24 protein-coding genes are annotated in these 23,355 nt (G+C 71.4%); 5 read left to right on the top strand and 19 right to left on the bottom strand.

Annotated features, from left to right (window positions below):
* Window positions 1-77 precede the first annotated feature (77 nt).
* Together ACIO5E_RS16995 and ACIO5E_RS17000 are read left to right on the top strand one after the other, a co-directional pair.
* Entirely contained in the window at window positions 78-1,082 is a 1,005-nt protein-coding gene (locus tag ACIO5E_RS16995) for an ABC transporter ATP-binding protein (RefSeq protein WP_400668126.1), read from the top strand.
* Window position 1,083: 1 nt separating this feature from the next.
* Window positions 1,084-1,851 carry an ABC transporter permease subunit gene (locus ACIO5E_RS17000; protein WP_400668128.1) on the top strand — a complete coding sequence of 256 codons (768 nt, stop codon included), beginning with the start codon at window positions 1,084-1,086 and terminating at the stop codon, window positions 1,849-1,851.
* A 6-nt stretch (window positions 1,852-1,857) separates the two neighbouring features.
* On the opposite strand, the gene ACIO5E_RS17005 is transcribed toward ACIO5E_RS17000, so the two are convergent.
* Window positions 1,858-2,181 carry an ATP/GTP-binding protein gene (locus ACIO5E_RS17005; RefSeq protein ID WP_400668131.1) on the bottom strand — a complete coding sequence of 108 codons (324 nt, stop codon included), beginning with the start codon at window positions 2,179-2,181 and terminating at the stop codon, window positions 1,858-1,860.
* A 229-nt stretch (window positions 2,182-2,410) separates the two neighbouring features.
* Between ACIO5E_RS17005 and ACIO5E_RS17010 the strand changes: the two genes are divergently transcribed.
* Complete coding sequence (locus ACIO5E_RS17010; protein ID WP_400668134.1) at window positions 2,411-3,721, top strand: LLM class flavin-dependent oxidoreductase; 1,311 nt, start codon at window positions 2,411-2,413, stop codon at window positions 3,719-3,721.
* Window positions 3,722-3,841: 120 nt separating this feature from the next.
* Here the strand turns inward: ACIO5E_RS17010 and ACIO5E_RS17015 are convergent, their stop codons facing one another.
* Complete coding sequence (locus tag ACIO5E_RS17015) at window positions 3,842-4,234, bottom strand: SCO5389 family protein (protein ID WP_400668136.1); 393 nt, start codon at window positions 4,232-4,234, stop codon at window positions 3,842-3,844.
* 480 nt (window positions 4,235-4,714) lie between these two features.
* On the opposite strand from ACIO5E_RS17015, the gene nucS reads away from it, so the two are divergent.
* On the top strand, window positions 4,715-5,374 hold the full coding sequence (gene nucS / locus ACIO5E_RS17020; protein WP_280676005.1) for an endonuclease NucS: 660 nt from the start codon (window positions 4,715-4,717) through the stop codon (window positions 5,372-5,374).
* 34 nt (window positions 5,375-5,408) lie between these two features.
* Here the strand turns inward: nucS and ACIO5E_RS17025 are convergent, their stop codons facing one another.
* The 5 genes from ACIO5E_RS17025 to ACIO5E_RS17045 all read right to left on the bottom strand — a co-directional run bounded on the left by ACIO5E_RS17025 (window position 5,409) and on the right by ACIO5E_RS17045 (window position 11,583).
* A complete protein-coding gene (locus ACIO5E_RS17025; RefSeq protein ID WP_400668139.1) occupies window positions 5,409-7,742 on the bottom strand; it encodes an ATP-binding protein in 2,334 nt (777 codons plus the stop codon).
* 247 nt (window positions 7,743-7,989) lie between these two features.
* Entirely contained in the window at window positions 7,990-8,313 is a 324-nt protein-coding gene (locus ACIO5E_RS17030) for an STAS domain-containing protein (protein ID WP_280676598.1), read from the bottom strand.
* A 352-nt stretch (window positions 8,314-8,665) separates the two neighbouring features.
* The gene (locus ACIO5E_RS17035; protein ID WP_400668141.1) at window positions 8,666-9,535 is read right to left on the bottom strand and encodes a 3-hydroxyacyl-CoA dehydrogenase family protein; all 870 of its coding nucleotides are present in this window, start codon (window positions 9,533-9,535) and stop codon (window positions 8,666-8,668) included.
* A gap of 198 nt (window positions 9,536-9,733) precedes the next feature.
* The gene (locus ACIO5E_RS17040) at window positions 9,734-10,384 is read right to left on the bottom strand and encodes a response regulator transcription factor (RefSeq protein ID WP_280676011.1); all 651 of its coding nucleotides are present in this window, start codon (window positions 10,382-10,384) and stop codon (window positions 9,734-9,736) included.
* Window positions 10,381-11,583, bottom strand: a complete 1,203-nt coding sequence (locus ACIO5E_RS17045; protein ID WP_400668144.1) for a sensor histidine kinase — start codon at window positions 11,581-11,583, stop codon at window positions 10,381-10,383. Before ACIO5E_RS17045 ends, ACIO5E_RS17040 begins: the two co-directional genes overlap by 4 nt.
* Before the next feature lie 157 nt (window positions 11,584-11,740).
* On the opposite strand from ACIO5E_RS17045, the gene ACIO5E_RS17050 reads away from it, so the two are divergent.
* Window positions 11,741-12,298: a hypothetical protein gene (locus tag ACIO5E_RS17050; RefSeq protein ID WP_400668147.1), complete on the top strand. Its 558-nt coding sequence runs from the start codon at window positions 11,741-11,743 to the stop codon at window positions 12,296-12,298.
* A gap of 28 nt (window positions 12,299-12,326) precedes the next feature.
* On the opposite strand, the gene ACIO5E_RS17055 is transcribed toward ACIO5E_RS17050, so the two are convergent.
* The 12 genes from ACIO5E_RS17055 to ACIO5E_RS17110 all read right to left on the bottom strand — a co-directional run bounded on the left by ACIO5E_RS17055 (window position 12,327) and on the right by ACIO5E_RS17110 (window position 23,251).
* Complete coding sequence (locus ACIO5E_RS17055; protein ID WP_400668150.1) at window positions 12,327-12,899, bottom strand: cob(I)yrinic acid a,c-diamide adenosyltransferase; 573 nt, start codon at window positions 12,897-12,899, stop codon at window positions 12,327-12,329.
* Window positions 12,900-13,049: 150 nt separating this feature from the next.
* A complete protein-coding gene (locus tag ACIO5E_RS17060; RefSeq protein ID WP_063347798.1) occupies window positions 13,050-13,550 on the bottom strand; it encodes a DUF2550 domain-containing protein in 501 nt (166 codons plus the stop codon).
* Window positions 13,551-13,698: 148 nt separating this feature from the next.
* Entirely contained in the window at window positions 13,699-14,082 is a 384-nt protein-coding gene (locus ACIO5E_RS17065; RefSeq protein ID WP_280676020.1) for a F0F1 ATP synthase subunit epsilon, read from the bottom strand.
* A 184-nt stretch (window positions 14,083-14,266) separates the two neighbouring features.
* Window positions 14,267-15,712 (bottom strand): F0F1 ATP synthase subunit beta, encoded by a 1,446-nt coding sequence (gene atpD / locus ACIO5E_RS17070; protein WP_280676022.1) that lies wholly within the window; start codon window positions 15,710-15,712, stop codon window positions 14,267-14,269.
* 2 nt (window positions 15,713-15,714) lie between these two features.
* Window positions 15,715-16,629, bottom strand: coding sequence for a F0F1 ATP synthase subunit gamma (locus ACIO5E_RS17075; RefSeq protein ID WP_400668155.1), 915 nt, complete (start codon window positions 16,627-16,629; stop codon window positions 15,715-15,717).
* A gap of 32 nt (window positions 16,630-16,661) precedes the next feature.
* Window positions 16,662-18,236, bottom strand: coding sequence for a F0F1 ATP synthase subunit alpha (gene atpA, locus ACIO5E_RS17080; RefSeq protein WP_280676026.1), 1,575 nt, complete (start codon window positions 18,234-18,236; stop codon window positions 16,662-16,664).
* Between the two features lie 156 nt (window positions 18,237-18,392).
* A complete protein-coding gene (locus ACIO5E_RS17085; protein WP_400668159.1) occupies window positions 18,393-19,208 on the bottom strand; it encodes a F0F1 ATP synthase subunit delta in 816 nt (271 codons plus the stop codon).
* A complete protein-coding gene (locus ACIO5E_RS17090) occupies window positions 19,205-19,762 on the bottom strand; it encodes a F0F1 ATP synthase subunit B (protein WP_400668162.1) in 558 nt (185 codons plus the stop codon). Before ACIO5E_RS17090 ends, ACIO5E_RS17085 begins: the two co-directional genes overlap by 4 nt.
* A 33-nt stretch (window positions 19,763-19,795) precedes the next feature.
* The gene (atpE, locus tag ACIO5E_RS17095; RefSeq protein WP_030282059.1) at window positions 19,796-20,032 is read right to left on the bottom strand and encodes an ATP synthase F0 subunit C; all 237 of its coding nucleotides are present in this window, start codon (window positions 20,030-20,032) and stop codon (window positions 19,796-19,798) included.
* Window positions 20,033-20,124: 92 nt separating this feature from the next.
* A complete protein-coding gene (gene atpB, locus ACIO5E_RS17100; protein ID WP_400668164.1) occupies window positions 20,125-20,940 on the bottom strand; it encodes a F0F1 ATP synthase subunit A in 816 nt (271 codons plus the stop codon).
* Between the two features lie 285 nt (window positions 20,941-21,225).
* Window positions 21,226-21,600 carry a hypothetical protein gene (locus tag ACIO5E_RS17105; protein ID WP_400668167.1) on the bottom strand — a complete coding sequence of 125 codons (375 nt, stop codon included), beginning with the start codon at window positions 21,598-21,600 and terminating at the stop codon, window positions 21,226-21,228.
* Between the two features lie 370 nt (window positions 21,601-21,970).
* Window positions 21,971-23,251, bottom strand: coding sequence for an MraY family glycosyltransferase (locus ACIO5E_RS17110; protein ID WP_400668170.1), 1,281 nt, complete (start codon window positions 23,249-23,251; stop codon window positions 21,971-21,973).
* Window positions 23,252-23,355: the final 104 nt, after the last annotated feature.

Here is a 23,355-nt window from a genome sequence, read left to right on the forward strand (position 1 = left end):
CGGCACGCCCGGCGGGCCCACTCAGCGGGCCGCGATATCCGCTTTGTCCTAGCCTGACGGAGAGTAAGGGAGCGCGAATGATCGAGTTGCACGACCTGACGAAACGTTACGGCAAGACCCTCGCCGTGGACCGGCTCGGCTTCCAGGTCCCGCAGGGGGTGGTGACCGGATTCCTCGGTCCGAACGGCGCCGGCAAGTCCACCACCATGCGCATGATCCTCGACCTCGACCGCCCCACCAGCGGCCGGGTCACCATCGACGGCAAGCGCTACGGGCAGCTCAGCGAGCCGCTCAAGTACATCGGCGCACTGCTGGAGGCCAAGGCCGTCCACCCCGGCCGTACCGCCCGCGACCACCTGCTCTGGCTCGCCCAGAGCAACCGCATCCCGACCCGCCGGGTGGACGAGGTGCTCGCCCTGGTCGGCCTCACCCCGGTCGCCCGCAAGCGGGCCCGCGGCTTCTCGCTCGGCATGGGACAGCGCCTGGGCATCGCCTCCGCGCTGCTCGGCGACCCGGAGATCGTCATGTTCGACGAGCCGGTCAACGGCCTGGACCCGGAGGGCATCCTCTGGATCCGCAACCTCATGAAGCGGCTCGCCACCGAGGGCCGGACGGTCTTCGTCTCCTCCCACCTGATGAGCGAGATGGCCGTCACCGCCGACCACCTGGTGGTCATCGGCAAGGGCCGGCTGCTCGCCGACCTGCCGATGCCGGAGTTCATCCGACGCAACTCCCGCTCCGCCGTACGGATGCGCACCCCGCACCCCGAGCGGCTGCTCGACGCCCTGGCCGGCGCCGGGATCCGGCCCGAGCCCGGGCCGGGCGGCTCCTACGAGGTGGTCGACGGCGACCTCGCCCGGCTCGGCGACCTGGCCGCGGCCCACGGCGTCGTCCTGCACGAACTCAGCCCGCAGCAGGCCTCGTTGGAGGAGGCGTTCATGCAGATGACGGCCGACTCGGTGGAGTACCACGCGGGCGACGGGCCGGGCCGGGACGCGGCCGGCGCACCCGGCGTCTGGGGCGCCGGCTGGACGGCGGACGGCACCCGGCAGTCCGCGGCGGCACGGCAGGAGGAGAACTGAGATGACGTCCTTCCCGGCGATCCTGCGCTCCGAGTGGACGAAGATCCGCAGCGTCCGCTCGACGGTCTGGACGCTCGCGCTGACCTTCGTCGTCACCGTCGGCATCGGCGCGCTGCTGTCCCTGCTCACGAACAACAACTTCACCGAGTTCCGCCGGGGCGACCAGTCCCCGTTCGACGCGACCGGCACCTCCTTCTCCGGCATCATGCTCGGCGAACTCGCCATCATCGTCTTCGGCGTGCTGGCGATCGGCAACGAGTACAGCACCGGCATGATCCGGGTCACCCTGGCCGCCGTCCCGCAGCGCGGCACCCTGCTCACCGGCAAGGCGACGGTGCTCGGCGCGATGGCCCTGGTGGTCTCGGTGGTGACGGCCTTCGTCACCTTCTTCCTCGGCCAGGCGCTGCTCGGCTCGCACTCCACCAGCCTCGGCGAACCGCACGTGCTGCGCGCGGTGTTCGGCGCCGCGCTGTACCTGACGCTGCTCTGCCTGTTCTCGGCCGGCGTCACCGCGATGCTGCACAACCAGACGCTGGCGCTGGGCGTGCTGGTGCCGTTCTTCTTCCTGCTCTCGCCGATCCTCTCGGCGGTGCCGAAGGTCAAGACCCTGGCCCACTACTTCCCGGACTACGCGGGCTCGCGGATGCTGCTGGTGTACGAGCAGCACGGCCAGCCGTACGGGCCGTGGACCGGCTTCGTGATCTGCCTGGCCTGGACCCTCGCCGCCCTGGTCGGCGGCGCGCTGGTGCTCAAGAGCCGGGACGCCTGAGGCGGTTCAGTACCGCGGAGCGCCGCGGCCTCGCAGGATGTTGGAGGCCCGGCGCTCCCGCGCGCCCCAGCAGGCGCGGTGCCAGTGCCGCCGGTCGTCCACGCCCGCACCGTACGCCGGCCAGGCCACCACATGGCCCACCCCGGGCGGGATCTCCTGGTCGCAGCCCGGGCAGCGGTAGTGCCGCCCGGCCGTCCCGGCGACCGTCTGGACCACCCAGTCGTCGCCCTGGTAGCTCTCGGTGCGGCGCAGCGATCCACCGAGTGGGGCGGCCGACTCGGCGCTCTCGCGGGGGTCGGCGCTCTTGATCCGGTTGCGGCGCGGCGACACGTCGGACTACCTCTCTTCCAGGGGCTCGTGGCCGTTCCAGCCTACGGCCGTCCATCCCTCCCGAAGGCCACTATCACGGCATCCTCCGGCGCTCCCGCCTTTTTGCCGAGATCCACCCGATCTTCGAGGAAATACGGGGTTCCGCGTGCCATTGGCACATGACATCGGATACCCACAAGGGGAACAGGCGGGGCCCGCAGACCCTGCGCGCACCCGAGGAGGCCCAACGATGACCAAGACCAGTCCCCGTGCCGAGACCCGTCGGCCCGTCGGGGTCCGGCCGCCCGCCCCCGGTCCGGTGTTGACCGCCGTCCCCCCGATCACGGCCGCGGCGGGCGACCCGCTGCCCACCCCCCAGCGGGCGGGCGCGCTCCCGCCGGGGACCGCGCCGGTACGGGTCGGCGCGTTCCTGCTGTCCGCCCAGTTCCCCGGGCAGAGCCACCGCGAGGCGCTGGACCGCACCGTCCGGGCCGCCGTCGAGGCCGAGCGCGCGGGTCTGGACAGCGTCTGGCTGGCCGAGCACCACTTCGTCCCGTACGGGGTCTGCCCCAACGCCGTCACGCTGGCCGCGCTGCTGCTCGGCCGGACCCGCCGGATCGGCGTCGGCACGGCGGTCAGCGTGCTCTCCACCGCCCACCCGGTGGCGCTCGGCGAGCAGGCCGCGCTGTTGCACCTCACCTCGGACGGGCGCTTCACGCTCGGGGTGGGCCGCGGCGGGCCGTGGATCGACCTGGACGTGTTCGGCGGCGGCGTGGACGCCTTCGAGAGCGGCTTCCCGGAGCGGCTGGACCTGCTGCTGCGCTGGCTGCGCGGCTCCCGGGTGGGCGCGGACGGCCCGCAGTTCGCCTTCCCCGAGGTGGCGGTGGTACCGCGCGCCACCGAACCGCTCCGCCGCCCCGGGCTGGGCAGCTGGCTCGGCCTCGGCGAGGAGTCCGGCCCGGTGCGCTTCCCGCGCCAGCGCCAGGACGTCGAGGGCCTCGGCGAGGAACTCGACCCGACCGGGCGGCCGGTGGCCGGCCCGCCGATGGTGGTCGCCTGCACCTCGCCGGGCGGGGTGAAGCTCGCCGCCGAGCGCGGCCTGCCGATGCTGCTCGGCATGCACTCCGGCGACGACGACAAGCTGCACATGCTGGAGCTGTACCGCACCGCCTGGCTGGCCGCCGGGCGCGGCGAGGAGCAGCTGCGCCGGGTGAACCGCCGGCACGTCGCGGCCGGGGTGGCGCAGGTCGACGACCGCACCGCGGCGGCCCGGGCCACCCTGCTGAACGCCATGCCGGGCTGGTTCGAGTACGGGCTCGGCGCCCACCGCACCGTGGACGGCCGGGAGCGCAAGATGCGCGACCCGCGGCAGTACACCGAACTCCTCTGCGACCTGCACGCGGTGGGCACGCCGCGGCAGTGCGCCGACCGGCTGCTGGCCACCGCCGAGCGGACCGGCATCCGCCGCTTCGCGCTCCTCGCGGAGGGCAGCGGCGACCGCGAGGCGACGCTGCACAACATCGCCCGGCTCGGCTCCGAGGTACTGCCGCAGCTGGGTTGATCCCGCGCCCGCCCCGGGCCGGTCCGGGCCGCCGCCCCTCCCCCCGCACCGGGGGACGGGGGCGGCCCGACGACCTTCCGGGCCGGTCGGTACCGGCACCGGATCAGCGGTGCCGTCCGGTCAGCAGTCCCGCAGTTGCTCGGACTGGTTGAGCAGCTGCTCCCGGACCGAGGTGAAGCGCGCGTGCCGCGCCTCGTTGGCCTCCGACGGCAGGAAGACCGCAACCCGGTGACAGTTCTGGAAGGCCAGCCGCACCCCGAAGTGCCGTTGCAGGGCACCCCGGATGGCGTCGCTGGCGAGGGCCCGCAGGAGCTGGCCGCGGGCCTGCTCGCTGGGCGGCGGTACCTGGTTGTCGGCGAAATCGGTACCGTCGACCTTCGCCTGGGCGACCAACGAGCTGATCAGGTCCCAGGCGTACGGCAGCGAGACGCGGACGCAGTCGACGAATTCCCGCTCGTCGACCTCGCCCCGCTCGGCCTTTTCCAGCAGGGCCGGTGAGACGTCGAGCGACATGGATTCTCCTCTCGAGGTCCACCCGCGCGGCGCCCGGGTGGTCATGCGTAGTCCAAGCTCACAGTGAGGGTGGGCGGATCGCGCGTGGTGCCCGGAACGCCGTGGAACGGGCGTTTTCGGCACCCTGCGAAAGCGGCGGCGCCACGGGACGTGACGTCCCGGACACCGACCGCGCTCGGAACAGCGTGGCAGTCAACGGCGGAGCGGGCCGGTCATTCCTGAGGATTGCTTCGGAAATACGCGGTGGTGCACCAGATTGGCCGGATCCCGTCGGATCGTTCATCTGAAGTCTCCATCCCCGTTGACAGCGATCCCGCATGCGTGCCGTCACACACGGTAGCGACCAGAGGGGATGGGCGCCAGACCGCGACGGGCGGGCAGCGGAATTGCCGAACCTCCATGTTCGCGGGGTTCGCGCTTTCTTCACCCGGCCGTCGTGGAATCGCATCAACTGGCCCCGGTGGGCTAGCGTGGTCGACCGTGCGTCTCGTAATTGCCCGCTGCTCAGTCGACTATGCCGGTCGGCTCTCCGCCCATCTGCCCTCCGCCACCAGGCTCATCCTGGTCAAGGCCGACGGCAGCGTCAGCATCCACGCCGACGACCGCGCCTACAAGCCGCTCAACTGGATGTCCCCGCCGTGCGCGCTCAAGGAGGCGGACGGGGTCTGGACGGTGGAGAACAAGGCCGGCGAGAAGCTCATCATCACGCTGGAGGAGGTGCTGCACGACTCCTCCCACGAACTCGGGGTGGACCCGGGCCTGATCAAGGACGGCGTCGAGGCGCACCTCCAGGAGCTGCTCGCGGACCGGATGGAGGTGCTCGGCGCCGGCTGGTCCCTGATCCGCCGAGAGTACCCGACCGCGATCGGCCCGGTCGACATCCTCTGCCGCGACTCGGACGGCGCCACGGTGGCCGTCGAGATCAAGCGCCGCGGCGAGATCGACGGCGTCGAGCAGCTCACCCGCTACCTCGAACTCCTCAACCGGGACCCGCTGTTGGCCCCGGTCAAGGGCATCTTCGCCGCGCAGGAGATCAAGCCCCAGGCCCGCGTGCTGGCCACCGACCGGGGCATCGGCTGCGTGGTGCTGGACTACGACGAGCTGCGCGGCATCGACGACGACAAGCTCAAGCTGTTCTGACCGGTCGCTGCTGACCGGTCTCCCCGCAGCCCGGTCACCTCGCGGACGTCGTCGACGTCGGACTGGGCGTGCCGGTCGCGGTGGCGCTGGCCGTCGGGGTCGCCGTGGCGCTCTGGGTCGGCGAGGGCGAGCTGCTGCTCGGCTTCGGCGAGGGCGACGTCCCGGTGCCGCCGCCACCGCCGGACTGACCACCGCCGTTCGAGCCGCCGTTCTCGCCGCCGCCCGGCTGCGGGCCGGGCTGCTGGACCGGCGGCTGCGACTGGCCCGACGCGGGCGGCTGCGGCTGCTGCGGCGGTGAGCTGTCGGACGGGCTCTCGCTCGCCGACCTGCTCGGCTTCTTCGACGGCGACGCGCTCGGCGAGCGCGACGCGCTGCCGCTCGCCGACGGCTCCGGGCTGGTGCCGTCCGCCGCCGGGGCGGAGCCCGCGGCCGGACCGGCGGTGCCGGTGGTGGCCGGTGCGCTGCCGGTGCGCGGCGCCGGGAGCGGCCCGGTCTGGGTGCCGTCCGGATCGTCGAGCCGGCTGTGCGGATCGTTCCCCTGGTGCTGCTCCGGGCCGGTGGCGCTCATCGCCACCGCCGTCCCGAGGGCCCCGAGCGCCAGGACGGCCGCCGACGCGGCGATCACCCGGCGCCTGGTCCCGGACCGCAGGCTGGACGGCACCTTGGCTATCGCGCGGATGACGGGCCGCCGGGAGGGCGCCGACGCGGCGGGCGCGGCGGGCGCCAGCTGCCGGCCGTCGGCGCGCAGCAGGTCCAGCATCCGGCGCGCGGCGGCGACCCCGCGCTGCTCGCCGGCCGCGGCCCGCAGGGTGAGCGCGGTCTCCAGCTCGGCCATCGCCCGGGACGGCTCCCGGACGCAGAACGCGTGCACGCCCGCCTCGTGGTGGAACCAGGCCTGGTCGGTGCCGGAGCCCGTCCGGCGGGCCGCCTCCAGGCCCAGCTGCAGGACCCGCTCCCAGGCGCCCCAGCGCAGCGACAGCGCCAACGCGGGCGCGGCGGCCCGGGCCAGGCGCACGACCGCGTCGTGCCGGCCGGCGGCCCGGTCCGCGAGCAGGACGCCGATCACCACCTCCGCCTCGGCCGCGACCTGCGCCAGCGACACCGAGCTGTGCCCGACCCACCAGGCGAAGTGCTGGGCCGCGCCGTCCAGGCAGCCGCGGGCCGGCCAGTGCGGGGCGAGCAGGTCGAGCACCCCGGCGGTCAGCCGGTGGTGCCCGCCGATGGACACCGCGAGCCCGGCGTCGGCGAGTTCGGCGAGGGCGCTCTCGCCCTGGCCGACGTCGATCAGCGCGGGCAGGTGCGGCGCGGTGGGGCACTCGCCGCCGAGCGCGACGGCGAGCCGCAGGACGGCCTGCGCGGGCTCGCTCAGCCCCTCGGCGAGCCGGACGGCGGGCGAGGCGGTCTCGGCGACGGACGGCAGCGGGACGGTCCGGCGCAGCGCGTTCTCACGGACCGCCGGATCGGGGTCGTGGACGGGCTCCTCGACCGCGCCGAAGACGCCCATCCGGTCCTCCTCGGCGGCGACCAGCGCGTCCACCGAGACGTCCCGCTGGCGCAGCAGCGCGGCGGCCTGGACGAAGCGCAGCGGCAGGCCCTCGGACTCGAACCAGAGGTCGACCGCCCAGGCCTTCTCGGCGACGTCCAGCGGCCGCCCGGCCTGGCGGGCGGCGAGGGCGAGGCAGGCGGAGCGGGAGAGCCCGGCGACCAGGTGGTCCTGCAGCCGGGAGCCGGGCGGCAGCGGCGGGCTGCCCGGGGCCGCCGAGATCAGGAAGGCGCAGCCGGGGGCCGCGGCGAGCAGCTCCTCCAGTTCGGCGCCGGACTGCTCGGCGCCGTCGACGACCACGATCGCGCCGACCTCGGCGAGGTGGGCGGCCAGCTGGCCGGGGTCCGGCCGGTAGCCGGGGGCGTGGTGGGTGGCCGCGAAGAGGTCCTGGAGCAGGTCGGCGGCGGTGCGGCGGTGCCCGCAGAGTTGGACGACGCCGCCGGGGGCGAGGTCGGCGGCGGCCTCGGCGACGGCCGACAGCAGCGCGCTGCGGCCCGAGCCGGCCTGGCCGACCAGGCGTATCGAACGGCCCTCGGCGAGCAGGCCGAGGAGTTCGGCGACGTCGGCCTCGCGGTCGAGCAGCGGCAGGTCGGCGGGCCCGGCGCCGAGGGCCAGCGGGCCGACCGCGCGGCCGACGCCGCCGACCGGGCCGCGGGCGGGCTCGCTGCGCTCGATCCGGCGCGGGCGGGGCCGCCACTCCTCGGGGCAGGGCCTGACCTCGGAGCCGTCCGGGGCACCGACGCCGACCAGCAGCCCGCCGGAGACGAGTTCGCCGCCTCGGGTGCGGGCGGCCTCCTGCCGGAACTCCCCGGATGGCTGTGCCACGTTCTGCTCCGCATCGTGCTCGGCCGACGGCGCCCCGCGCCGGCCGGCTGACGTCTCGGTCGCGGCCGCGTGCGGGCTGGGGGGCAGCTGGCTGAGGCGGCCGTCATCTGACGGGCAGACTCTTGCACATACTGACCCGGCCGTGCAGGGCGGTCCGGTCCGGGGCTGGACCGGGGGCGGCCCTGCGGCCGGTCCGGGTGCTGGTCAGGGGCCCAGGGCCGGTCCGGACGATCTTGCCGGGCAGGCCCTAGAGGATGATCCCGTGGGCCTCGGCGATGCCGCCGTCGACGGCCAGGATGCGGTGCAGCTTGGTGGCCACCAGCAGGCGCTGGAGCTGGGCCGGGACGGAGCGCAGCACCAGCCGGCGGCCGATCCGGCCGGCCCTGCGGTGGGTGCCCATGATCACACCGAGGCCGGTGGCGTCCCAGAACTCCAGCCGGGCGAGGTCGAGCACGAGGTCGCCGAAGCCGCCGTCCACGGCCTGGTGCAGCCGGGCCCGGGCATCGGCGGCGGTGCGCACGTCGAGGCGGCCTTCGATGGCCAGCGCCCGGTGGTCGCCGGTGATGCGCATGCTCTCCTCCTTCGCCTGGCCGGTCTGGTAGGGCTTGTTCCGGGGCGGGGTGTCCATCCGGGCGGGCCGTGGCCCCTCGCCCGGGCCCGGTCGGAATGCCGGGTTCCCCCTCATCTGACGGTGGACCAGTACCGCAGGTTGCTGGTTCCGGTCAGATCTGAAGCAACTTCACTCGTCCGAGGGAATATACGCAGTAAGTCTCCACACCTACGCTCGATTACCGCCCAAATCACCCGTCTGCGGCATCCGGCGTGAGGAAACTCACCCGACCCGACCGGGCGGGCGCACGGTGCTCCGACCGCACGGCCCGCCCGGTCGCCCGGCGTCGTCGCTCACCTGCTCCGACGGGGGCTCACGCGCCCTGGTACGGGTAGAAGCCGCGGCCGCTCTTGCGGCCGAGGTCACCGGCGGTGACCATGCGCGCCATGATCTCCGGGGCGGCGAACTTCTCGTCCTGGGTCTCGTCGTAGATGTTGCGGGCGGCGTGCAGCAGGATGTCCACGCCGGTCAGGTCGGCGGTCTCCAGCGGGCCCATCGGGTGGCCGAAGCCGAGGCGGCAGGCGGTGTCGATGTCCTCGGCGGTGGCGACGCCCGACTCGTACAGCTTGGCGGCCTCGACGACCAGCGCGGTGATCAGGCGGGTGGTGACGAAGCCGGCCACGTCGCGGTTGACCACCACGACCTCCTTGCCGACGCCCTCGGCGAAGGCCCGGGCGACGGCCAGCGTCTCGTCGCTGGTCTTGTAGCCGCGGACCAGCTCGACCAGCTTCATCAGCGGCACCGGCGAGAAGAAGTGCACGCCGACGACCGACTCGGGGCGCCGGGTCGCGGCCGCGATCCGGGTGATCGGGATGGCGGAGGTGTTGGAGGCCAGCACCGCGCCGTCCTTGGCGAGCTTGTCGAGCTCCCGGAAGACGCCCTCCTTGACGTCCAGCTGCTCGAACACGGCCTCGACCACGATGTCGGCCTCGGCGACGGCGCCCAGGTCGGTGGTGGTGGTGATCCGGCCCAGCGCGGCCTCGGCGTCCTCGGCGCTCAGCCGGCCCTTGGCGACGAACTTGTCGTAGGAGGCGCGGATGCCCGCGAGCCCGCGCTGCAGGGCCTCCTCGGTGACGTCCCGCAGCACCACCGGGTGGCCCGCCTGCGCGGACACCTGGGCGATGCCGGCTCCCATCAGGCCGGCACCGATCACGGCGATCTGCTTGCTGGACGCATTGCTCATGGCTGGGTCTCCCGATGCCGTCGCCGCCCTGGGGCGGGCCCTGAAGGCGGCTCAGGGCAGGGGTCACCGCCATCGAGCCGCGTCGCTCGTTGCCGGGACTCTAATGCCCAATCCGCCCGCGCAGTAGCAATCGGGAGTGTGATCTGCAACCGACCTGGTCAGCCGACCCAGACCGGCCGCGGTCGGCTGATCGGACGGTCAGATGGTCAGCCCGAGGTCCTGCGCCAGGATCGCCGCCTGCACCCGGCTGCGCAGCCGCAGCTTCGCCAGGATCCGGCTGACGTGCGTCTTGGTGGTCGCCTCCGCCATCTCCAGCCGGGCCGCGATCTCACCGTTCGACAGGCCCGCCCCGAGGCAGGCCAGCACCTCCCGCTCGCGCGGGGTCAGCTCGGCCACCGTCGCCCGGGCCTCGGGGCCGACCGACCGCTCCGGGCGGGCGAAGGTGCCGATCAGCCGCCTGGTCACCGAGGGCGCCAGCATGCCGTCCCCGCGCGCCACCGTCCGGATGCCCTCGACCAGGGTGTCCGCCTCCAGGTCCTTGAGCAGGAACCCGGCCGCGCCGGCCCGCAGCGCGCCGTAGACGTACTCGTCCAGGTCGAAGGTGGTCAGCACGAGCACCTGGGCGGCCCCGGCGGCGACCACCTGCCGGGTCGCCGACACGCCGTCCAGCCGGGGCATCTGCACGTCCATCAGCACCACGTCCGGCCGCAGCTCCAGCGCCAGCCGGACGGCCTCCTCGCCGTCGGCGGCCTGCCCGACCACCTCGACGTCCGGCTCGGCCCGCAGGATCATCACCAGCGCCGCCCGTACCGCCGCCTGGTCCTCGGCCACCAGCACCCGGATCGTCATGCCCGTCCCTCGCTCTCCCGCCCGCGCGGCAGCACCGCGCGCACGCTCCAGTGTCCGTCCCGCGGGCCCGCCTCGAAGCTGCCGCCGAGCAACCCGGCCCGCTCCGCCATGCCCACCAACCCGGCCCGGGCGCCGGGCAGTCCACGGCCGGCCTCGCCGCGGTACGGGCTGTCGACGGCGATCCGCAGCTCCTCGGGCCCGAACTCCAGCCGCAGCCGGACGAGTCCGGGCCCGGCGTGCTTGAGCGCGTTGGTCAGCGACTCCTGGACGATCCGGTACGCGGCCAGGCCGACCGGCACCGGGACGTCCCCGCGCTCGCCGTGCTCGGCCAGGTCGAAGTCCAGCCCGATGTCCTGGCCGGCCGCCCTGGCCTTGGCCAGCAGGGCGTCCACCGCGGCGAGGTCGGGCGCCGCGTACGACTCGTCGGCCTCTCCCCCGCCGCTGTCGCGCAGCAGTCCGATCATGCGACGCATTTCGGCCAAACCCTGGACGCTGTTCTCCCGGATCACCGCCAGCACCTCCACCAGCGGGTCGTCCTCGGCCAGCCGACGGCGCCGGGCGACGGACTGCACACCGGTCGCGTGGATCGCGATCGCCGACAGGTGGTTGGCCACCACGTCGTGCAACTCCCGTGCCATCCTGGCCCGTTCGGCGCCGACGGCCTCGCGCCGGTCCATCTCCGAGAGCAGCGCGGTCTGTTCGGCCCGCAGCCGCTCGGCCTCCGCCTCCTGCCGGTGCTTGCGCACCACGTCGCCGGTCCACACCGGGGCCAGGAAGATCATCGAACCGACCACCGCCACCAGCAGCGCGCCCGCCGTGCCGCCGTAGATCGCCGCGAGCGTCGAGAGCACCAGCACGGTGGACCCGCCGGTCAGGTGCAGCACCCGCGACATCCGGCGGCTGCCGTAGATCACCGCCGCGTACAGCAGGTCGGTGTACATGATCAGCGTCGCCAGCAGGCTGCCGGCGAACAGGCTCGCCGCGAAGGCCAGCCCGCCGACCGACACCGCCAGCACCGGCCTGGTCCGCCGGACCAGCTCCAGCGCCGACATCACCAGCATCGGCGGCAGCACCGCCCACAGCGGCACCTGGCCGGCGCGGTCGTACACCTTGAAGACGATCAGCACCACGCCGCCGAGCAGACCGCAGAGGGCGATCAGCCGGTCCTGCCGGCGCGGGGTGAGGGACGGGAGGGGCACACCCCCATCTCACCATCCCCGGCGGACCGCCCGGCTCCGGTGTGCGGAGGAGCCCGCTACATCGAAAGATGCAGACCGGGACGGCACCGGACGACGACGACACCGGCGGGCGCCCGCGCGAGGCTGGTGACACCGCCGACCCGTCCGGGAGCACATCGTGATCGTCACCCTCATCGTCGCGGCCGAGATCTCCTTCTGGATCCTGCTCGGCCTCGGCCTCGCCGCCCGCTACCTGCTGCGCCGGCGCCGCACCAGCACCGCGCTGCTGATCGGCCTGCCGGTCGTGGACCTCACCCTGTACGTGCTCACCGTGCTCGACCTGCGCGGCGGCGCCACCGCGAGCTGGACGCACGCCCTCGCGGCGAGCTACGCCGGCTTCTCGATCGGGTACGGCCCCTCGCTGGTCCGCTGGGCCGACCGGCACTTCGCGTACCGCTTCGCCGGCGGCCCCAAGCCCCTGCCCTCGCCCAAGTACGGCCCCGAGCACACCAGGCACGAGTGGCAGATCTGCCGCCGCACGGTGGCCTCGGCGGCGATCACGCTGAGCCTGATCACCCTGTTGGTGCCGCTGTCCGCAGGCGCCGCGCACTACGGCACCTTCCTCCAGTGGTACCTCAAGCTGGGCATCGCCGCGGTGGTCAACGTGATCGTCGCCGGCTGCTACTCGATCTGGCCCAAGCAGCCGCCGGCCGACGCCGCGCAGAAGCAGCTCTAGCGGTTCCGGCCGCGCCGCTCCAGCGGCCCTAGCGGTTCTCGCCGGGTACCCAGAGCACGTCGCCGCGCTCCTTGTTGGCCGCCCGGGCCAGGATGAACAGCAGGTCGGAGAGCCGGTTGAGGTACTTCGCGGTCAGCGGGTTGACGGTGTCCCCGTGCTCCGCGATCGCCGCCCAGGTGGCCCGCTCGGCCCGCCGCACCACCGTGCAGGCCAGGTGCAGGTGGGCCGCGCCGGGCGTGCCGCCGGGCAGGATGAAGCTGCGCAGCTTCTCGACCTGCTCCAGGTAGTGGTCGCAGTCCCCCTCCAGCCGGTCGACGTACGACTGCAGCACCCGCAGCGGCGGGTACTTCGGGTCCTCCACCACCGGCGTGGACAGGTCCGCGCCGACGTCGAACAGGTCGTTCTGGATCCGGACGAGCACGGTGACGACGTCCTCGGGCAGCGATCCGGCGGCGACGGCCACCCCGATCGCCGCGTTCGCCTCGTTGGTGTCGGCGTACGCCACCAGCCGGGGGTCGGTCTTGGTGGTCCGGCTCATGTCGCCGAGCGCGGTGGTGCCGTCGTCGCCGGTACGGGTGTAGATGCGCGTCAGATTGACCATGCGGCCAGCGTAGCCGGGCAGGTTAGGCGACGTTAACCCTCTTCCGGCCTCCGGCCGGGGGTGCCCCCATCCCGAGGGTCTCGTCGCTACGCGACGTTGACCCTCCCCCAGCCTCCGGCCGGGGGTGCCCCCATCCCGAGGGTCTCGTCGCTACGCGACGTTGACCCTCTGCCCGGGCGGGGCCGCCTCCAGCCAGGCGAGGAAGCCGGTGAGCGCGTCCTCGCTCATCGCCAGCTCCAGCGGCTCCCCGTTGTGCAGGCAGCGCAGCACCACCGAGCCGGAGAGCAGTGCCAGCTCCTCCTGGCCCTCCGGGTAGCGCCGGCCGAGCACCTCGATCTCCCGGCGCGGCAGCACCCGGCGCGGGCGGGGGGCGTACGAGAACACCCGGAACCACTCGATCGAGTCGCCGCTGTAGCGGCCGATACCAAAAACCCACCCCTTGCCGTCGGTCTGGGGGACCGGGGCCGAGGTGGGTTTGCCGTTCTCGTCGAGGTCGGGCTGCGTCGAGGCGTCGGCGGGCATTTTGAGCCGGTAGCTGCAGTCGAACGTGCCGCCGACCCGCTGGATCAAGCGGCGTCGTACCGCGAACGCCACCAGGCCGATCACACCCAGCGCCACGACCGCCGCACACACCACAAGCGCGAGGACCATGCTCACCTACCTCCTCGCTACCCGCGTTCCCCGTATCGGTCGTATCAAGCGACCGCGTTGACCTACCAACTACGACGACAGTCCCGGGGTCACGCTCACGCGTCCCCGGGACCGTCGGTCGACCCCGCTAAACCAGGGTCCGGCGTACTCAGACGTGGGCCTTGAGGCCGCGCGCCGCGAACAGGCGCACCTCGGCACGCCGCTCGGCGTGCTCGTCCAGGTCCGACTTCGCCTTCTCCAGCGCGCGCTCGGCACGGGCGACGTCGATCTCGTCCGCCAGCTCGGCGATCTCCGCGAGCAGAGACAGCTTGTTGTCGGCGAAGGAGATGAAGCCGCCGTGCACCGCGGCGATCACGGTGCCGCCGTCCACCGTGCGGATGGTGACCGGGCCGGTCTCCAGCACGCTCAGCACCGGGGTGTGACCCGGCATGATGCCGGTGTCGCCGGAGGCCGTACGGGCGACGACGATGGTGGCCGCACCGGACCACACCTTGCGGTCGGCTGCGACCAGCTCGACGTGCAGCTCAGCCAACGTGGGCTCCTAGGCTCATGCAACCCCCGATTACTCGGGAGTTTCGGTAAGAATAACGGCCGCGCGCCTCCGGCATGAAACCGGCGGCACGGATTTGACCGGAATCACAGCCGATGCGACGCGAGGGGTGGTCCCCAGGCTCGGGGGCCACCCCTCACGGTCACTCAGCTGCTACCGGCCGCGACTACTTCTTCGCCAGCTCGGCGGCGTTCTTCTCGAGGTCCTCGATGCCACCGCACATGAAGAAGGCCTGCTCCGGGATGGAGTCGTACTTGCCGTCCGCGATCGCGTTGAAGGCCTCGATGGTCTCCGACAGCGGCACGGTCGAACCCTCGACACCGGTGAACTGCTTCGCCACGTAGGTGTTCTGCGAGAGGAAGCGCTCGATGCGACGGGCACGGTGGACCGTGACCTTGTCCTCCTCGGACAGCTCGTCGATACCGAGGATCGCGATGATGTCCTGGAGGTCCTTGTACTTCTGCAGGATCCCCTTGATGCGGAGGGCCGTGTCGTAGTGGCCCTGCGCGATGTACCGCGGGTCGAGGATGCGGGACGTGGAGTCCAGCGGGTCGACGGCCGGGTAGATGCCCTTCTCCGAGATCGGACGCGACAGAACGGTGGTCGCGTCCAGGTGGGCGAAGGTGGTGGCCGGCGCCGGGTCGGTCAGGTCGTCCGCGGGGACGTAGATCGCCTGCATCGAGGTGATCGAGTGACCACGGGTCGAGGTGATGCGCTCCTGCAGGAGGCCCATCTCGTCGGCCAGGTTCGGCTGGTAGCCCACCGCGGAGGGCATGCGGCCGAGCAGGGTCGACACCTCGGAACCGGCCTGGGTGAACCGGAAGATGTTGTCGATGAAGAGGAGCACGTCCTGCTTCTCGACGTCGCGGAAGTACTCCGCCATGGTCAGCGCGGAGAGCGCGACGCGCAGACGGGTGCCCGGCGGCTCGTCCATCTGGCCGAAGACCAGCGCGGTCTTGTCCAGAACGCCCGAGTCGACCATCTCGTCGATGAGGTCGTTGCCCTCACGGGTGCGCTCACCGACACCGGCGAACACCGACACACCACCGAAGTTCTCGGCGACGCGGTAGATCATCTCCTGGATCAGAACGGTCTTGCCGACACCGGCACCACCGAACAGACCGATCTTGCCACCCTGGACGTACGGGGTGAGCAGGTCGATGACCTTGATGCCGGTCTCGAACATCTCGGTCTTGGACTCGAGGTCCTTGAAGGCCGGGGCCTTGCGGTGGATCGGCCAGCGGACCTCGACCTGCTTGTCGAACTCCGCCTGGTCGACGTTCAGCACGTCGCCGAGGGCGTTGAAGACCTTGCCCTTGGTGATCTGGCCGACCGGCACGGAGATGGCCGCGCCGGTGTCGGTGACCTGCGCGCCACGGACCAGGCCGTCGGTCGGCTGCATCGAGATGCCGCGGACCACGCCGTCGCCGAGGTGCTGGGCGACCTCGAGGGTCAGGGTCTTCAGACCCGTGCCGTCGGGGTTGTCCACCTCGACGTGCAGGGCGTTGAACATGTCCGGAATCGCGTCGACGGGGAACTCCACGTCGACGACCGGGCCGATGACCCGCGCGACGCGGCCCGTCGCCGTGGTCGGCTCAACAGTGGTGGTCATTCTCATTCGCTCCCGCGGCTAGCGTCGGCGAGGGCGTTGGCACCGCCGACGATCTCGCTGATTTCCTGGGTGATCTCGGCCTGACGGGCCGAGTTGGCAAGCCGCGTGAGCGACTTGATGAGCTCTCCGGCATTGTCCGTCGCGCTCTTCATCGCGCGCCGACGGGCGGCGTGCTCGGAGGCGGCCGACTGCAGCAGCGCGTTGTAGATCCGGCTCTCGACGTACCGCGGCAGCAGCGCGTCGAGGACGCCCTCCGCCGACGGCTCGAAGTCGTACAGCGGGAAGATCTCGGCCTTGGCCGGCCGCTCGTCGCTGAGCTGGACCTCGTCCAGCTTCAGCGGCAGCAGCCGGGCCTCGACCGCGGTCTGCGTCAGCATCGACTCGAACTTCGTCGAGATCAGGTGCAGTTCGTCCACGCCGCCGGTCTCGGCCGTGAAGGCCTCGATCAGGTCGGCCGCGACGGCCTTCGCGTCACCGTACGTCGGCTTGTCGGAGAATCCCGTCCACGACTCCGCGACCTTGAAGTCGCGGAAGGTGTAGTACGAGACGCCCTTGCGGCCGATGATGTACGTCACCACGTCCTTGCCCTCGCCGCGGAGCCGCTCGGAGAGCGTGAGCGCCGCCTTGATGGCGTTGGTCGAGTAACCGCCCGCCAGACCGCGGTCCGCCGTGATCAGCAGGACTGCGGCCGTCTTGGCCTGCGGGTTCTCGGTGGTGAGCGGGTGCTTGGCGTTGGACCGGGTGGCCACCGCCGTCACCGCCCGGGTGAGCTCGTCGGCGTACGGGGTGGAGGCGGCCACCGCGCGCTGCGCCTTGACGATGCGCGACGCGGAGATCATCTCCATCGCCTTGGTGATCTTCTTCGTCGCGGTGACAGAGCGGATCCGGCGCTTGTAGACCCGAAGCTGTGCTCCCATGGGTCGTTACGTCCTTTCCCTCGCTACCGGACTCAGGCCTGCTCGCCGAGGAGCTTGCCGTCGGCGGTGGTGAAGCCCTGCTTGAACGAGTCGATCGCGGCGGTCAGCGCGTCGACGGTGCCGTCGGCGAGCAGACCGGTCTCGACGATGCCGGCCAGCAGGTCCTTGTGCTGCAGGCGCACGTGGTCCAGGAACTCGCGCTCGAAGCGGCGGATGTCCGCCACCGGGACGTCGTCCAGCTTGCCGGTGGTGCCGGCCCAGATGGAGACGACCTGCTCCTCGACCGGGAACGGCTGGTACTGACCCTGCTTCAGCAGCTCGACCATCCGCGAACCGCGCTCCAGCTGCGCCTTGGAGGCCGCGTCCAGGTCGGAACCGAAGGCGGCGAAGGCCTCCAGCTCACGGTACTGGGCGAGGTCCAGACGCAGGCGGCCGGCGACCGAGCGCATGGCCTTGATCTGGGCGGAGCCACCGACGCGGGAGACCGAGATACCGACGTTCACGGCCGGGCGGATGCCGGCGTTGAACAGGTCGGACTCCAGGAAGCACTGGCCGTCGGTGATGGAGATGACGTTGGTCGGGATGTACGCCGAGACGTCGTTGGCCTTGGTCTCGATGATCGGCAGACCGGTCATCGAGCCGCCGCCCAGGGCGTCGTTCAGCTTGGCGCAGCGCTCCAGCAGGCGGGAGTGCAGGTAGAAGACGTCACCCGGGTAGGCCTCGCGGCCCGGCGGGCGGCGCAGCAGCAGGGAGACGGAGCGGTAGGCCTCGGCCTGCTTCGACAGGTCGTCGAAGATGATCAGGACGTGCTTGCCGTCGTACATCCACTCCTGGCCGATGGCCGAACCGGTGTACGGGGCGAGGTACTTGAAGCCGGCCGGGTCGGAGGCGGGAGCAGCCACGATGGTGGTGTACTCCAGCGCGCCGGCCTCCTCCAGGGCGCCGCGGACGGACGCGATGGTGGAGCCCTTCTGGCCCACGGCGACGTAGATGCAGCGGACCTGCTTCTTCGGGTCGCCCGAGCGCCAGTTGTCGCGCTGGTTGATGATCGTGTCGACGGCCACCGCGGTCTTGCCGGTCTGGCGGTCACCGATGATCAGCTGGCGCTGGCCGCGGCCGATCGGGGTCATCGCGTCGATGGCCTTGATGCCGGTCTGCAGCGGCTCCTTGACCGACTTGCGGGCCATGACGCCCGGGGCCTGCAGCTCCAGGGCGCGGCGACCGGTGGAGGCGATGTCGCCCAGACCGTCGATCGGGTTGCCCAGCGGGTCCACGACGCGGCCGAGGTAGCCGTCGCCGACCGGAACCGAGAGGACCTCGCCGGTGCGGCGCACGGTCTGGCCCTCTTCGATGCCACCGAACTCACCGAGGATGACGACACCGATCTCGCGGGTGTCGAGGTTCAGCGCGAGGCCGAGCGTGCCGTCCTCGAACTTCAGCAGCTCGTTCGCCATGACCGAGGGCAGGCCCTCGACATGCGCGATACCGTCCGCCGCGTCAGTGACCGTGCCGACCTCTTCCACAGAAGCGGCGTCCGGCTGGTACGACTGGACAAAGTCGGCCAGCGCGTCCCGGATCTCCTCCGGACGGATCGTAAGCTCCGCCATCAGGCTTCCCTGCTCTCCTAGTTTGCGATCCTCGGCCCGCCATTGAGGGCCGCAAGTATTCGACTCTCGGCCGGGTCTGCCGAACCGGCCGTCCGATGTGCCGACTCCATGGGGAGCCGGTTTCCCGACCGAGGGTCGGATGTGCTGCTTCGGTGCTCAGCCTTCGAGCGACTGACGAGCGCCTTCGAGGCGGCTCGACACGGTGCCCTCGATGATCTCGTCGCCGATCTGCACCCGGACACCGCCGACGACCTCGGGGTCGACGCCGATGTTCAGGTGGACCTGGCGGCCGTACATCCGGCCCAGAGCACCGGACAGGCGCTCCTTCTGGGTGTCCGACAGCGGCACCGCGGTGGTGATCAGGGCCACCACGCGGCCGCGGCGCGCGGCGGCGAGCTTCGAGTAGGACTCCAGGCCCTGCTCCAGGCTACGGCCACGCGGCGCGTTGACGAGGGCCGTGACCAGCCGGACGGTGCCCGCGTGGGCACGGCCGCCGAGCAGCTTGCCGATCAGCGCGGCCTTGGCGGCGGCGCCGGCCTTCGGCTCGGTCAGCGCGGCGCGCAGCTCGTGCGAGCCGCCCACCACCCGGCCGAACCGGAACAGCTCGTCCTCGACGTCGTCCAGGGCGCCGGTCTTGTCCGCGACGATGATCTCGGCGTACGCGGCGAGCTCCTCGATCCCGTCCACCAGGTCGCGCGAGCCCGACCAGCGGGAGCGGACCAGGCCCGACACCAGGTCCACGGTCTCGCCGGAGACCTGACCGGTCAGCAGCGAGGAGACCAGCTGGGCCTTGTCCTGGCCCGACCGGGACGGGTCGGTCAGGACTCGGCGCAGCGACACCTCACGGTCCAGCAGGGCCGTGACGGCGGTGAGCTCCTCGGCGAGCTTGGCCGCGTCCACCGAGGTGGAGTCGGTCAGGCTCTCCAGGTTCTGCCGGCCGGCGGCGAGGGCCTCGCGGCTGGCGCCGATCACTTGGCCGCACCCTGAGCAACGGTGGCCTTGGCCTCCAGCTCGTCCAGGAAGCGGTCGATCACGCCGCTCTGCCGCGCGTGGTCCTCCAGGGACTCACCCACGATGCGGGAGGCCAGCTGGGAGGCCAGCGAACCCACGTCCTGGCGCAGGGCGGCAGTCGCCTGCTTCTTGTCCGCCTCGATCTGGGCGTGGCCGGCGGCGACGATGGCCTCGCGCTGGCGCTGGCCCTCCTCGCGCATCTCGGCGAGCTGGGCGGCGCCCTGCTCGCGAGCCTGCTCGACGATGCGGGCAGCCTCGTGACGCGCCTCGGCGAGCTCGGCGCGGTACTGCTCAAGCAGGGCCTGGGCCTCGGCCTGGGCAGCCTCGGCCCGCTCCATGCCGCCCTCGATGGCGTCCCGACGCTCCGACAGCACCTTCTCGATGCTGGGGAGGAGCTTCTTGCCGAGCAGACCGAAGACGATGAAGAAGCAGAGCAGGCCGATGATGATCTCGGGCCACGCGGGGAGGAGAGGGTTCATCTTCTCCTCGGCCGCGAGCGAAGCCGCGATGCTCATATCTGGACCTTCCTCGAATGGGTCTACGGCGGGTTACTTGTTGCCGAAGACGAACGGCATGACGATGCCGATGAGGGCGAGCGCCTCGGTCAGCGCGAAGCCGATGAACATGTTGGAGCGGATGAGACCAGCGGCCTCGGGCTGACGGGCCATGGCCTGGACACCGTTACCGAAGATGAGACCGACGCCGATGCCGGGGCCGATGGCGGCGAGGCCGTAGCCGATGGAGGCGACGGAACCGTAGACAGTGCCCTCAGCGAGGATGCTCATTGACGTTGTCCTTTGCAGGGGTGGTGATCCGGTGGTGATTGGCCACCGGGCGATCCGGGAGGTTGGTTCAGGGAGGGCCGAGGCCCCCTGGCTCAGTGCGCCTCTTCGAGGGCACCGGCGATGTAGCTGCTGGCCAGCATCACGAAGATGTAGGCCTGCAGGAACTGGACCAGCAGCTCGAAGGCGGTCAGCGCGACGGCGACGACGAACGAGGCCGAACCGTAGAGCGCGCCCAGGGACGGGCTGAGCAGGTACCAGGAGGCGATGGAGAACATCACGATCAGCAGGTGGCCGGCGAACATGTTCGCGAAGGCTCGGACCGCGAGCGTGAAGGGGCGCACGAAGATGTTCGAGAAGAACTCGATCGGCACCAGGATGAACATGACCCAGCCGGGGATGCCCGAGGGCCAGCAGAGGTTCTTGAGACCGCCGACGAAGCCGTGCTTCTTGAAGGTCAGCGTCATGTAGGTGATCCACACGACCGCCGCGAGGCCGGCCGGGAACGCGATCGCCGCCGACACGGGGAACTGTGCGAACGGGATGATCGACATGATGTTCATCAACCAGATGAAGAAGAACATCGAGACGAGCATCGGGACGTACTTCTCGCCCTTCTTGCCGATCGTCTCCAGCACGATGGAGCGCTTGACGAAGTCGTAGCCGATCTCGCCGACCAGCTGCAGCTTGCCGGGGACCAGGCGCGGCTTGGCGAAGGCGGCCCAGAAGAAGACGACGACCAGCAGCGCGACGATGATCGACAGCAGCATCGGCTTGTTGAACTCGATGCTGCCGATCGAGAAGATCGGCTTGAACTGGAACTCGTTCAGACCCGGGGCCGGGAAGCCGCAGCCAGCGTCCCCGAAGTGGCAACTGCCTGAGGCGAGGAACGTGAGCTGATCAGCACTCACCACGGACTCCTTCGTCGTGACGCATGGTTACGGCAACCTCGGTGTGTCGGCGTGGCCTGCGACCACGGAGCGGCACTGGAACTTGATGGGTTTCTCGCCGATCCCGCGCGACGGTGCGCCGCACCACAGCGGGATCATCGAAGACTGCGCGGATCCGGGGGGCGATCCGTCCGCTGTTCGGACAGACCTGGCCTCTTCCCGTACTCCGTTGTTGCGACGGACGATAGCAGTCCGTCAGTGCGGCATAAACACCGCCCCCCTCGTTGGGGGGACAGTCAGGCCTCGTCACTGTTGACGCCCCGAGTCGGAGGGCTTGTCGCCCTTCTTTTCCGAGGCGTCGGGGTCCACGTAGAAGGTCTTGGCCTTCAGCGCACCACGCACCTGGAACCCCGTCCAGATCAGCGCGCAGCCGAGCAGCGTGAAGGCGAAGGCCTGCCGGTTGAAGAGTTCGGTGTCCTTGAAGACGGCCAGGACGATGCCGACCAACAGGATCTGGGTGGTGTACACCAGGAGCGCCGCAGCCATCATGATCTGCGGGTTCGACCTGGTCAGGCGGTCGAGCGCGAACTGGCCGGAACTGAAGAAGGCCATCACCAGCAGTGCGCCGAAGAGGGCGCCGAGCAGCCCCTTCCCACCGGCGACGGCGAACGAGATCGCCATGGCGATAATCCCGGCTACCGCAGTGGGAATCGCGGCGCCTCGGAGGATCCGGGCGTCGGTGGACGGCATGTCGGCAGCTCCGGCGGCATGTCGATGTGGCGGGGGACGGGGCACAGAAGGTGGTGGGTGACACCGGACCGAGAGGCCGCCGCCCGGGCCGCCCGCTGGAGCGGCGGGCCCGTCGAGGGAGACCGACCAGGGACGGAAGTCCTCCACCTGTCAGGTCTTTCGGCGTGTTCTCGGTACTCGTGAACGGTATCACAAACTATTTGATGAGAGCTTTACCATGAATGTGTGGCACCTGTCACACCGACGGCGCAACGGTACAGCCGAACGGGTGAGGCCATTTGACGGAAGATCAACTGCCTTGCTACCGGCGGCCGGTGGCTCGACCGTGGTGATCGCCGAGCGCCGAGGACCCCCGACCGGCTTCACCCAGAAGTTCCTTGTCCTTCGCCGACAGTTCAGCCATCGGCGCGGACTGCTGGCGGCGGTAGCGCGGCGGGACGAAGGACTGCACCGCCCTCGGCGCGCGCGGCCGGAAGCGCGGCGTCAGCAGCACCACCAGGCCGACCAGGCAGAGCCCGGCGAGCGTCAGCACCACCGTGCGGCCGGTGTTGGTCACCGAGAAGGCCACCGTGCCGAAGGCGATCAGCGCGGCCCAGAAGTACATGATCAGCACGGCCCGGCTGTGCGAGTGCCCGACCTGGAGCAGCCGGTGGTGCAGGTGGCGCTTGTCCGCGGCGAACGGCGACTGGCCGGCCCAGGTGCGGCGCACCACCGCGAGCAGCAGGTCCGCCAGCGGCAGAGCGATGACCGTCAGCGGCAGCAGCAGCGGGATGTAGATCGGCACCAGGGCGTGCACGGTCGCGGTCTGCGAACCGGTCTCGCTGGTGATCAGGTCCGGGTCGACGCGGCCGGTGATGGAGATCGCGGCGACGGCGAGCATCAGGCCCAGCATCATCGAGCCGGAGTCGCCCATGAAGATCCGCGCGGGGTGCATGTTGTGCGCCAGGAAGCCCAGGCACATCCCGATCAGCAGCACGCTGAACAGCACCGCGGGCGCCGCGTCGGTGATCGTGTAGCCGTACCAGAGCCGGTAGCTGTACAGGAAGAACGCCATCGCGGCGATGCAGACCATGCCGCCCGCCAGGCCGTCCAGGCCGTCGATGAAGTTCACCGCGTTGACCATGACGACGACCAGGGTGACCGAGATGACCATGCCCTGGGTGGGGCTCACCGCGACCGCGCCGACACCGGGCACCGGGAGGGTGATCACCGTGACGCCCTGCCAGACCATCACACCGGCGGCGATCATCTGGCCGCCGAGCTTCACCAGCGCGTCCACGCCCCACTTGTCGTCGAGCACCCCGAGCAGCCACATGATCCCGGCGCCGGACAGCAGCGCGCGGATGTCGGTGCCCTGGGAGAACACCTTGCTCAGGTTGTCCAGCTGCGAGGCGACCAGGATGCCCGCGCACAGCCCGCCGAACATGGCGATCCCGCCGAGCCGGGGTGTCGGTTCGCGGTGCACGTCCCGGGCGCGGACCGGCGGCATGGCGCCGGCCGCGATGGCGAACTTCCGGACCGGGCCGGTCAGCAGGTACGTGACGGCGGCGGTGCAGAACAGCACCAGCAGATACTCACGCACCACCGGCCTCCTGGGTCACTGTCCAACGGGGAGGTACCGAAGGTACTCCCCTGCCTTCCCGGGGTTCGAGGTGCGTCGCCACGCCTCACACCTTATTGAGTCGG

Source organism: Kitasatospora sp. NPDC087314 (genome assembly GCF_044744365.1).
Lineage (GTDB): Bacteria > Actinomycetota > Actinomycetes > Streptomycetales > Streptomycetaceae > Kitasatospora.

Bases quoted from the DNA above. Each gene is read 5' to 3' on its own strand.
- ACIO5E_RS16995 (WP_400668126.1), top strand. From the start codon at position 78: ATGATCGAGTTGCACGACCTGACGAAACGTTACGGCAAGACCCTCGCC.
- ACIO5E_RS17000 (WP_400668128.1), top strand. From the start codon at position 1,084: ATGACGTCCTTCCCGGCGATCCTGCGCTCCGAGTGGACGAAGATCCGC.
- ACIO5E_RS17010 (WP_400668134.1), top strand. From the start codon at position 2,411: ATGACCAAGACCAGTCCCCGTGCCGAGACCCGTCGGCCCGTCGGGGTC.
- ACIO5E_RS17015 (WP_400668136.1), bottom strand. From the start codon at position 4,234: ATGTCGCTCGACGTCTCACCGGCCCTGCTGGAAAAGGCCGAGCGGGGC.
- ACIO5E_RS17030 (WP_280676598.1), bottom strand. From the start codon at position 8,313: ATGCGCATCACCGGCGACCACCGGGCGCTGGCCATCGAAGGCCGCCTC.
- ACIO5E_RS17035 (WP_400668141.1), bottom strand. From the start codon at position 9,535: ATGAGCAATGCGTCCAGCAAGCAGATCGCCGTGATCGGTGCCGGCCTG.
- ACIO5E_RS17040 (WP_280676011.1), bottom strand. From the start codon at position 10,384: ATGACGATCCGGGTGCTGGTGGCCGAGGACCAGGCGGCGGTACGGGCG.
- ACIO5E_RS17055 (WP_400668150.1), bottom strand. From the start codon at position 12,899: ATGGTCAATCTGACGCGCATCTACACCCGTACCGGCGACGACGGCACC.
- ACIO5E_RS17060 (WP_063347798.1), bottom strand. From the start codon at position 13,550: ATGGTCCTCGCGCTTGTGGTGTGTGCGGCGGTCGTGGCGCTGGGTGTG.
- atpD (WP_280676022.1), bottom strand. From the start codon at position 15,712: ATGACCACCACTGTTGAGCCGACCACGGCGACGGGCCGCGTCGCGCGG.
- ACIO5E_RS17075 (WP_400668155.1), bottom strand. From the start codon at position 16,629: ATGGGAGCACAGCTTCGGGTCTACAAGCGCCGGATCCGCTCTGTCACC.
- atpA (WP_280676026.1), bottom strand. From the start codon at position 18,236: ATGGCGGAGCTTACGATCCGTCCGGAGGAGATCCGGGACGCGCTGGCC.
- ACIO5E_RS17090 (WP_400668162.1), bottom strand. From the start codon at position 19,762: ATGAGCATCGCGGCTTCGCTCGCGGCCGAGGAGAAGATGAACCCTCTC.
- atpE (WP_030282059.1), bottom strand. From the start codon at position 20,032: ATGAGCATCCTCGCTGAGGGCACTGTCTACGGTTCCGTCGCCTCCATC.
- ACIO5E_RS17105 (WP_400668167.1), bottom strand. From the start codon at position 21,600: ATGGCGATCTCGTTCGCCGTCGCCGGTGGGAAGGGGCTGCTCGGCGCC.